Annotated in this window: 11 protein-coding genes; 4 read left to right on the forward strand and 7 right to left on the reverse strand. The window is 69.4% G+C overall.

The genetic code is table 11. The annotated features are described in order from the left end of the window. Positions 1 to 29: 29 nt before the first annotated feature. The gene (locus EII35_RS15920) at positions 30 to 869 is read left to right on the forward strand and encodes a hypothetical protein (RefSeq protein WP_185744252.1); all 840 of its coding nucleotides are present in this window, start codon (positions 30 to 32) and stop codon (positions 867 to 869) included. 251 nt (positions 870 to 1,120) lie between these two features. Here EII35_RS15920 and EII35_RS09470 read toward each other — a convergent pair whose 3' ends face one another. Genes EII35_RS09470 through EII35_RS09480 form a run of 3 tightly spaced genes read right to left on the reverse strand, consistent with a single transcriptional unit; the run spans position 1,121 to position 4,623 of the window. Next, complete coding sequence (locus tag EII35_RS09470) at positions 1,121 to 2,548, reverse strand: dihydrolipoamide acetyltransferase family protein (RefSeq protein WP_125228228.1); 1,428 nt, start codon at positions 2,546 to 2,548, stop codon at positions 1,121 to 1,123. Positions 2,549 to 2,569: 21 nt separating this feature from the next. Continuing rightward, positions 2,570 to 3,547, reverse strand: a complete 978-nt coding sequence (locus EII35_RS09475; RefSeq protein WP_125228229.1) for an alpha-ketoacid dehydrogenase subunit beta — start codon at positions 3,545 to 3,547, stop codon at positions 2,570 to 2,572. Then, positions 3,544 to 4,623, reverse strand: a complete 1,080-nt coding sequence (locus tag EII35_RS09480) for a thiamine pyrophosphate-dependent dehydrogenase E1 component subunit alpha (RefSeq protein WP_125228230.1) — start codon at positions 4,621 to 4,623, stop codon at positions 3,544 to 3,546. Before EII35_RS09480 ends, EII35_RS09475 begins: the two co-directional genes overlap by 4 nt. A 367-nt stretch (positions 4,624 to 4,990) precedes the next feature. On the opposite strand from EII35_RS09480, the gene EII35_RS09485 reads away from it, so the two are divergent. Beyond that, positions 4,991 to 5,191 carry a hypothetical protein gene (locus EII35_RS09485; protein ID WP_125228231.1) on the forward strand — a complete coding sequence of 67 codons (201 nt, stop codon included), beginning with the start codon at positions 4,991 to 4,993 and terminating at the stop codon, positions 5,189 to 5,191. Beyond that, positions 5,145 to 5,474, forward strand: coding sequence for a hypothetical protein (locus EII35_RS09490; RefSeq protein WP_125228232.1), 330 nt, complete (start codon positions 5,145 to 5,147; stop codon positions 5,472 to 5,474). Before EII35_RS09485 ends, EII35_RS09490 begins: the two co-directional genes overlap by 47 nt. Before the next feature lie 27 nt (positions 5,475 to 5,501). Here EII35_RS09490 and EII35_RS09495 read toward each other — a convergent pair whose 3' ends face one another. Then, positions 5,502 to 6,428, reverse strand: coding sequence for an Abi family protein (locus EII35_RS09495; RefSeq protein WP_125228233.1), 927 nt, complete (start codon positions 6,426 to 6,428; stop codon positions 5,502 to 5,504). Between the two features lie 9 nt (positions 6,429 to 6,437). Further along, positions 6,438 to 7,430 (reverse strand): ornithine carbamoyltransferase, encoded by a 993-nt coding sequence (gene argF / locus EII35_RS09500; protein WP_125228234.1) that lies wholly within the window; start codon positions 7,428 to 7,430, stop codon positions 6,438 to 6,440. A 72-nt stretch (positions 7,431 to 7,502) separates the two neighbouring features. Between argF and EII35_RS09505 the strand changes: the two genes are divergently transcribed. Then, positions 7,503 to 7,865, forward strand: coding sequence for a PH domain-containing protein (locus tag EII35_RS09505; protein ID WP_125228235.1), 363 nt, complete (start codon positions 7,503 to 7,505; stop codon positions 7,863 to 7,865). A gap of 24 nt (positions 7,866 to 7,889) precedes the next feature. Here the strand turns inward: EII35_RS09505 and EII35_RS09510 are convergent, their stop codons facing one another. Both EII35_RS09510 and EII35_RS09515 read right to left on the reverse strand, forming a co-directional pair. Then, positions 7,890 to 9,194: a hypothetical protein gene (locus EII35_RS09510; RefSeq protein WP_125228236.1), complete on the reverse strand. Its 1,305-nt coding sequence runs from the start codon at positions 9,192 to 9,194 to the stop codon at positions 7,890 to 7,892. 1 nt (position 9,195) lies between these two features. After that, the coding region (locus tag EII35_RS09515; RefSeq protein WP_312019302.1) for a sigma factor-like helix-turn-helix DNA-binding protein at positions 9,196 to 9,355 on the reverse strand (160 nt) is incomplete at its 5' end.

The following is a 9,355-nucleotide window of genomic DNA, read 5'->3' on the forward strand; positions in this document are numbered from 1 at the left end:
TCGAGCCGACGGATGGCACAATGTGACGCATGTCCAACAACCAGTGGAACGGCGCCCAGGATTGGAACGCCCAGCCCCAGCAGAACAACGCCCAGGAATGGGGCGCGCAGCCGACCCAGGATTGGAACGCGCAGCCCCAGCAGAACAACGCCCAGGAATGGGGCGCGCAGCCGACCCAGCAGCAGGACTGGGGACAGCCCTCCCAGGACTGGAACGCCCAGCAGTCCCCCCAGCCCACCTCTGACGACTGGACGACGGTCGCCACCCCGCAGAACGAGCAGCCCGCGGCGTCGCCGCAGAGCGCCTCGGGCGAGTGGAACGTCGAGCAGCCCGTCCCCGCCACCGAGCAGACCACGTGGACCGGGGCCGTCCAGTCCTCCGCACCCGAGCACTCCTCCCAGAACACCTGGGGCCAGCAGCAGGACTGGAACACCCAGCCCGCACAGCAGCCCCAGCAGGACTGGAACGCCCAGCCGGCCCAGCAGCCCCAGCAGGACTGGAGCCAGCAGCAGCCCCCGCAGCAGCAGTGGGGCCAGCAGGCCGCCTACGGCGCCCCGCAGCAGCAGTGGGGCCAGCAGCCGATGGCCGTCCCCGGTCAGCCGAACTTCTTCGCGGCCCTGTTCGACTTCAAGCTCAACAACCGGGTCGTGCCGTCCGGTGCCAGCACCGCGTTCCTCATCGTGTTCATCGCGCTGGCCGCACGCCTCGTCTTCGGTCTGGTGGCGGCGTTCAGCGAGTACAACTCCGGCCTCACAATCGCTGGGGTCTTCGTTGCCCTGGCCGAGTTCGTGGCGCTGACGATCGCGGCCCGCGTCCTCATCGAGGGCGTCGCCACGCTGGTCAAGCGCTCCGAGTCCGACAAGGAGTGACCGCAGGCCCCAACCGCGAGGGGTCCCGCCGATCCGGCGGGGCCCCTTTCCTTATCCCGGAACCGCCCGGGTCGCGACGTGGGCGGGGTCGTCCGTGGGCTGCCCGTCGCCCTCGTCGTCCACCCCCACGACGCCACCACACAGCGCCCCCACCGAGCACGAACCGCCGCTCTGCTTCCACGAGACGACGCTTGAAACGTTTCAAGCGAAGCAGGGCGGCGGTTCGTGACCGCACCTGTCCGCGCGCCCGCTCAGAACAGCAACGCCAGGGCCGGTTCAGCGAGGATCTCGGCGACGTCGTGGAGGAAGCGCGAGCCCTGCTCCCCGTCGATGATCCGGTGGTCGAAGGCGATGGAGAGGGTGGTCACCCACCGCGGCACGACCTGTTCCACCCCGCCCTGGCTGACCACCCACGGGCGCCGCTGGATGGCCCCCATGCAGAAGATGGCCGACTCGTCGCCGTTGATGATCGGCGTGCCACCATCCACCCCGAACACCCCGACGTTGGTGATCGTGAAGGTGCCTCCGGCATAGTCGGCGGGCTGGAGCTTGCCCTCCCGGGACACCGCGACGAGCTGGTTGATGGCCCCGCAGAGCTCCAGCAGGCTGAGTTCCTGGGCGGCCTTGATGTTCGGCACCATGAGCCCCCGCGGGGTCGCCGCGGCTATCCCGAGGTTGACGTCACCGTGGAAGACGATCTCCCCCGTCTCGTCGTCCCACGACGTGTTGAGTTCGGGGTTGCGCCCCAGGGCGAGGCAGATGGCCTTGGCGTAGACGAGCAGCGGCGAGATCCGCAGCCCCGCGAACTCACGTCTCCCCTTGAGGGTCTCGACGAAGTCCATCGTGCCGGTGACGTCGACGGTGATCCACTCGGTGACGTGGACGTGGGTGGACACCGACCGAACCATCGCCTCGGCGGTGACCTTCCGCACCCCCTTGATGGGGACGCGCCGCTCACCCCGCCCGGACCGACGCGCCTGGTCCATCCCCTCCGGACCGTGGTCGCCGAAGCTCGCCGCGTCGTTGAGGACCGTCCCGCTGCGAGGCTCCTGCTGGAACGCCCACGCCGCCTTGACGTCGTCGCGGGTGACGGTGCCGCCGATGCCGGTGCCCACCACCTGCCGGATGTCGACGCCGAGGTCCTTCGCGAACTGCCTCACGGGCGGCTTGGCCCGCACCCCGTCGGGGCCGCTGGCCAGGACGAGGGCGGATTCGACGGGGGCCTCCCCCGCCTCGGGCAGCGGGTCGCCGACGGGGGCCGCCCGGACCGGTTCGGCCGGGGCGACGTCGTCGGGGCGGCGGGAGGGCTGGTGGGGTTCGTAGACGGCCTCCACCGCGTCGCGGATCCCCCGCCCCTCCCCGCCGACGGCGGCTCGGCGGCGCCGACGGGTGCGCGGGGCCTCGTCGTCGGCGGGGCCGTAGCCGACGAGGGTCGCCTCGGTGCCGTCCTCGATCTCGATGATCCCGGAGCCGACGTCGACGGTGGTTCCCTCCGCGACGAGCAGCGCCGTGACGGTGCCCGCCCAGGGGGAGGGAAGTTCGACGAGGGATTTCGCGGTCTCGATCTCGACGAGCACGTCGTTGACCTCGACCTCCTGGCCGACGGTGACCCGCCAGGCGACGATCTCCGCCTCGGTGAGGCCCTCACCCACGTCGGGGAGCAGGAATGTGCGTTTCATGGGTGTCTCCTGTGCTCGGGGTCAGTGCTGCAGTGACCGGTCGACCGCGTCGAGGATCCGGTCCACGCCGGGCAGGAACTCCTGCTCCAGACGGGCGGGCGGGTAGGGCATGTCATACCCGGTGACCCGCAGGACCGGGGCCTCCATCTCGTAGAAGAGGTGCTCGTGGAGGTGGGCGGCGATCTCCGCGCCGAGGCCGAGGGTGCGGGATGCCTCGTGGACGACGACGGCGCGTCGGGTCCGTCGCACGGAGGCGGTGAGGCTCACCCAGTCGATGGGGGCGAGGGAGCGCAGGTCGATGACCTCCAGCTGGGTGCCCTCCTGCTCGGCGACGGCGGCCGCGTCGAGGCAGGTCCGCACCATGGGCCCCCACGCGATGAGGGTGGCACGGTCGCCGGAGCGCACCACCTCCGCCTGGTGGAGCGGGCTGGGGCGACGCTCGGCCGCGACGGTGCCGCGGCTGTGGTAGCGGCGCTTGGGTTCGAGGAAGATGACGGGGTCGGGGCTGGCGATGGCCTGCTGGATCATCCAGTACCCGTCGTGAGGGGTGGCCGGGGAGACCACCTTCAGCCCCGGGGTGTGACAGAAATAGGCCTCGGGGGATTCGGAGTGGTGCTCGACGGCGCCGATCCCGCCGCCGTAGGGGATGCGGATGACCATGGGCATGGTCTGCCGTCCGGCGGTGCGGAAGTGGAGCTTGGCGACCTGGGTGACGATCTGATCGAAGGCCGGGTAGACGAACCCGTCGAACTGGATCTCGACGACGGGTCGGTAGCCGCGCAGGGTGAGGCCGACGGCGGTGCCGACGATCCCGGATTCGGCGAGTGGGGAGTCGATGACCCGGTTGGGGCCGAACTCGGCCTGGAGGCCCTCGGTGATCCGGAACACTCCCCCGAGCCGCCCGATGTCCTCCCCCGCGAGGAGGACCTTGGGGTCGGCCTGGAGGGCGCGGCGCAGGCCCGCGTTGATGGCCTTCGCGAGCGTGAGTTCCTGGCTCATGCTTCCTCCTGAGCGACCCAGTCGGCGTACTCGCGGCGCTGGGTCTCGAGCGCGACGGTGTTCTCGGCATGGACGTTGTCGAAGAGTTCGTCGAAGGTGAGGTCCTGCAGCGTCGGGATGGCGGCGCGGATCTCGACCCCGAACTGGCGGGACTCCTCGTCGAGCGCGGCCAGCCAGGCGTCGTCGATGGCTCCCTCCTGGCGCAGGTGGGCGGTGAGTCGGGCGATGGGGTCGCGTCCGGCCCAGCTGCGGGTCTCCTCGTCGGCCCGGTACTTGGTGGGGTCGTCGGAGGTGGTGTGGGCTCCCATGCGGTAGGTGAAGGCCTCGATGAAGGTGGGGCCGTCGCCGCGGTGCGCCCGGTCGAGGGCCCAGCGGGTGACGGCGTGGACGGCGAGCACGTCGTTGCCGTCGACCCGGATGCCGGGGAAGCCGAAGCCGTGGGCCCGCTGGTAGAGGGGGATGCGGGACTGGAGGGCGATGGGTTCGGAGATGGCCCACTGGTTGTTCTGGCAGAAGAAGACGACCGGGGCGTTGTAGCTGGCGGCGAAGACGTAGGCCTCGTTGACGTCACCCTGGGAGCTGGCGCCGTCGCCGTGGTAGGCGATGGCTGCGGCATTGGGACTCTCGGTGTTGCCGACGAGTCCGTCGAGTTGGAGCCCCATGGCGTAGCCGGTGGCATGGAGGGTCTGGGCGCCGATGATGATCTGGTAGTTCTTGAAGCGTTCGAGTCCTTCCCAGGCCCCGGAGTCCGAGCCCCGGAACAGGGCCAGCACCTGGGTCCATGGCAGGCCGAGGGTGATCAGGGCGGCGTGCTCGCGATAGGTGGGGAAGACGACGTCGAGGTCGCCGAGGGCGCGGGCGGAGGCGACCTGCGCGGCTTCCTGGCCGAGGACGGGCGGCCAGAGCCCCAGTTCGCCGTGACGCTGCAGGGCGGTCGCCTCGGTGTCGAACCGCCTGGCCAGGACCATGTCGCGCAGCCAGGTGCGGAGGTCATCGACGCTGGCCTCGCAGTGGAACCGGTCGTGGTCGATGCGCCTCCCCTCGGGGGTCAGCAGTTGCACCATCTCGTCGGACATCGTTCTCCCATCGCCTGCCTACGCTTCCGTAGCCTACGCGAGCGTAGGTAGCGTGGCGGGTTGCTGAACCCCACAACATCCCGCGGCAGATTTGTTGGACCCCCGCCACACCGCCCCGACGACCCGGACCGGCTCGGCGTCGTCCTTCTGGCCGAAGGGGGCACGCCTGTCGGGTTCCGGTGTCGTCGTCGGCTCGGGCCCGGGCCCTGACGGCGGTCGCGCGCTGACAAGGCTGAACGGCCACCCTCCCCGGACGGTGGGCTCGCGGGCCGGGTCGAGGTTCCGCGCGGCAGGGGCCACGGTCGTCACCGTTTCGCGTGGGTGGCACTCCATAAACTTCGCGAGAAGTCGTTGGGAGGGAATGGGCATGACCGAGTGGCGGATTGATCCTGCTGGCGTCAAGGGCGTGGTGGCGCAGACCCGAGGCGCCTCGGAGGAGTTGGGGGCGGCCTTGGCCCCGGAGAGTTTCGACTCCCCGCTGGGGAAGCTCAAGTGGTGCCCCCACCCGGAAGGCCTGACCCATGACCGTCGAGAAAGTGATGGTCACCCCGGCCGAGCCGACCTATGAGAAGATCTGGACGGCGTTCGCCGCGTTCGTCCCGGACGGGGGTGTGCTCTCCGACGGCTTCCCCGTCTCGCTGATCTCCGGCAAGGATGAGCTGTGGCTCAACCTCCACGCCCCCCGCCCCCTCGACGACGACCGGGACGCCCGTCCCCTCCTCGTCGATCCCCCCACACGCATCGCGTGGTGGACCGACGTCATCATCCCCGACTGGAATGCCGAACCCGGCCTGCTCATCATGAAGCTGCTGGCCGACTATCTCGACGGCTCCCTCCACGACCGGGCCTGACCCGAGGGGCTCGGAAGGGGCAGGGTGTCATCGGGTGACGGCACCGGGCCCCGACCACCACTCGGTCACCCATCCCGCGCGGAAACCCATCGCCTCCGCCTCGGATCTTGGGGCCACCAGCTCGACGAGCCGCTCCCCCCACCGGTCCATCGGCGCGACGGTGTGCAGCAGCGACGCCACCGCAGCAGCCACCGCGTGCAGGGTGCGGTCCTGATCCGACGACCACGGCCTGGGCCACGGGACCGGCTCCGGCGGCACCATCGGGTGGCTCGGCAGGGTTGCGTCCCACAAGCGCTCGTGGTGGGCGCAGATGTTGCGCACCCTCACGAAGGACTCCAGCCAGTTCTCCAGAACCGCCGCCGTCAGCCCCAACGACTGCGCCACCGCCTCCTTGTGCGCCGACTTCCGCAGCGCCCGGAACACCCGGGACAGCTGCCCGAGACTCAGCACCTCCACCATGAGCCACGACGGCGGCAGCTCGGGGCTGCGGTACCGCGTCAGGTACTCCTCCAGCGCGGGATGCGGCTGATCGACGGCCTGCTGCACGTTGCCCAGCAGGATCTTGTGGTCGGAGGCGTTGCCGAACAGCGTCGACCTCAGGTACCAGTGCGGGTCCCCGTCGACCTGACTCATCACCTCGCTGAGCGCCGACCGGTACGCCACCTCGATGCGCGCCAAACCGTCGAGGACGAGCAGCCGGAGCCTCCGGTCGAAGGTGTACCGGTCGAGGAGGTCCTCGAAACTCACCCCCTCCCGGTAGCGGTGTCCCGTGCCGGGCATCTCGAAGCCCCGCGAGTACGGCTGCAACCGGTAGTAGCCGATGAGGAACAGGGTGCGGGCGGCGGCGTCACGGTCGGCGACCTCCAGGCCGCGCTCGATCATGAGGTCGATCAACTCCGACGAGCTCAGCGGCGGCTTCCGGAACACCCCGCCGCCACGCCTCGGGCCACCCATGGCGTCCCCTCAGTCGGCGAGGGTCGCGACCAGCAACGCCTTGATGGTGTGCATCCGGTTCTCCGCCTGATCGAAGACGATGCTCGCCGGGGACTCGAACACCTCGTCGGTCACCTCCAGCGCCTCCAGACCCGTGACCTCGTGGACCTCGCGTCCCACCGTCGTGTTGAGGTCGTGGAACGCAGGGAGGCAGTGCATGAACCGCACCTCGGGATTCCCCGATGCCGCGAGCATCGCCGCATCCACCTGGTAGGGGCGCAGCAACTCGATCCGTTCCGCCCACAGCTCCTTCGGCTCCCCCAGCGACAGCCACACGTCGGTGTGGATGAAGTCGACCCCGGCGACCCCCTCGGCGACGTCATCGGTGATCGTGATCCGCGCCCCCGTCATCGCGGCGATCTCCTCCGCCCGGGCACGCACCTCGTCGACGGTCTGGAGCTCTTTCGGGGCGACGAGCCGGATGTCCGCACCCACCATCGCAGCGGAGACGAGGTTGGAGTTGCCCATGTTGTTGCGGACATCACCGACGAAGGCCCACGACGTCTCCGCCAACGGTTTCCCGGAGTGCTCCCGCATGGTGAGCTGGTCGGCGAGCATCTGGGTGGGGTGCCAGGCGTCGGTGAGGCCGTTCCACACCGGAACGCCTGCGTGGGCGGCCAGCGTCTCGACGGTGTCCTGCGCGAACCCGCGGTACTCGATCCCGTCGTACCAGCGTCCCAGCACACGGGCCGTGTCCGCCGCCGACTCCTTGTGCCCGATCTGCGACCCGGCCGGGTCGAGGTAGGTGCTGTGACCACCCTGTTCCATCATCGCGACCTCGAAGGCGCAGCGGGTCCGGGTGGAGGTCTTCTCGAACAACAGGGCGATCCGTTTGCCGAACAGGCGCTGCCCCTCCCGGCCCGACCGACGCTCCGCCTTGAGCTCGGCTGCCATGTCGATGAGCCAACTCCACTCCTCAGGGGTGAGGTCGGTCTCCTTGGTGAAGCTGCGTCCCTTGAGCATCGGCCCGCCTTTCATCGTCGAAGATCCAAGACTACCGACACAGTGAGCCCACCCGCTTCTACCCTGTCCGACATGAGTGATGCCCCTCTTCGGATCTGGGTTTTCGTCGCGGAGATCCCCGTCCCCTCCGAGATCGGACAGTTCCTGGCCCCGGGGGAACAGCCGAGGCTCGCCTACCGCGGCTATCGGGACTGGACGGTGTTCACGGATCGGCGGTTCATCGTCCGTGACGCACAGGGCATGACCGGGAACAGGACCGAGATGTTCTCCCTGCCCCATGCCGCGGTCAACGCCTGGTCGATCCGGGATCCGGGGCCGATGAACCTTGCCTCCGAGGTGAATCTGTGGACCTCCCCGGGGTTCATCAAGGTGAGCGTGGACCGTCGGGTGAATCTGCAACGCCTCACCATGGCGCTCACCCACGCCCTGGCCTGAGCGGCCGGGGCGTGGGTGAGTGTCTCACTTGCAGGTGAGGTCCTCCTGCGGGAGGTCGGACAGCGCGATCGCCGACACCCCGTTCGACCCGTCCTGCGCCTGGGTCGTCCGCACCAGCATCGCGGTCTCGCCCCAGACGATGTTGTACTGGACGTTGTCCTGCGACGTGTCCTCGAGCGTCGCCTGGGTGCGGAGGTTGTGGATCCGGCGGGCCTCGGGAACCATCCAGTCGCCGGCCAGGCCGCCGTAGGTGTCGATCCACCAGTTCTTCATCTGGACCGGTTCGCCCCAGCTCGGGTGGTGCAGGAAGACCCCGCCGGTCTCGCCACTCTCCACCAGAACCGTCAGGTCACCGTCACGATCCATCACGGACCGGTCGACGTCTCCCTCGAGCACCGGCGTCATCCTGCCGTCGGGATCGATGAACACGGCACCCTTGTCCACGAAGCCGACCTGACCGTCGCCGTTCACCGGGGGCAGGGGTTCGAAGGTCTGGTTCTCGAGGACGAGTGTCGCCTGGGTGCCGGCCTTGAGGTCCACGTGGTAGAGCCTCGCATCGTAGAAGGTCGGATCGCCGCTGTTCGGGGTGACCTTCCCGACCGTCACCCACAACTGCCCCATCGAGACGCCGTAGGTGGTGGTCGCCTCGGAGACCCCGGGGATCTCGACGGGTTGGCTGGCGGCCCCCGCCTGACGGTCCCAGACCATGATCTGGTTGCCGGGCCTCTGGTACACCACGAATCGGCCATCGGTTCTCGGCTGCCCGCGTGAGATGTCCACGTTCTCGTCGATGACGGTCTCGCCATCCTGCGTGGACTCCACGCTGAGCGTCGCGGTCTCCTCCCCGGTGGTCACCGACCTCAGCCGCACGGCCGGAGCGAGGAGAGCGACCGTGTCCTCGTCGTCGAAGGCCGGCTCGGCCTCGAAGGCCGCATGCCAGGACTGCGGCATCGGCAGCACACACTTCGGCTCCTCCCCCGGCTTCGGCGGGGCCTCGCCGGTCGAAGTGGTCGGCTCCGAACCGGTGGTGGCTTCGGTGGAGGCCGTGCTCGGCGTCGATGACGGGGCCCCTTCGGGAGCGGCGCTCGGCACCTCCGACGGCTTCACGCTCGGCACCGTCAGGACGTCCGGGCTGTGCCGGGACGACAACCCGTTGAGGTACAGCGCGCCCACCCCGGCGCCGACGGCGAACACCGCCACCGCGGTGACGGCGGCGATCCGCTGCCGGGCGCTCCGCCGCTGGCGGGCGTACTCCCACATGCCCTGCGAGTTGAGGGATGTGTCGCTGGACTGGTTGTGGAGCAGGTTTCTCAGGTCTCGAGTGTCCATGTCAGGCTCCAATCGTCTCGAGGTCGACCACGCGCATCTTGTTCAGCGCGCGGGCAGTGGTTGACTTGACGGTGCCGACCGCAATCCCCAGTTCGTAGGCCGTCGCGGCCTCCGTCAGGTCGGCCAGATAACGAAGAGTGATAACCGCCCGTTCCCGCGGC

Source organism: Arachnia propionica, from assembly GCF_003932785.1.
GTDB classification, from domain to species: Bacteria; Actinomycetota; Actinomycetes; order Propionibacteriales; family Propionibacteriaceae; genus Arachnia; species Arachnia propionica_B.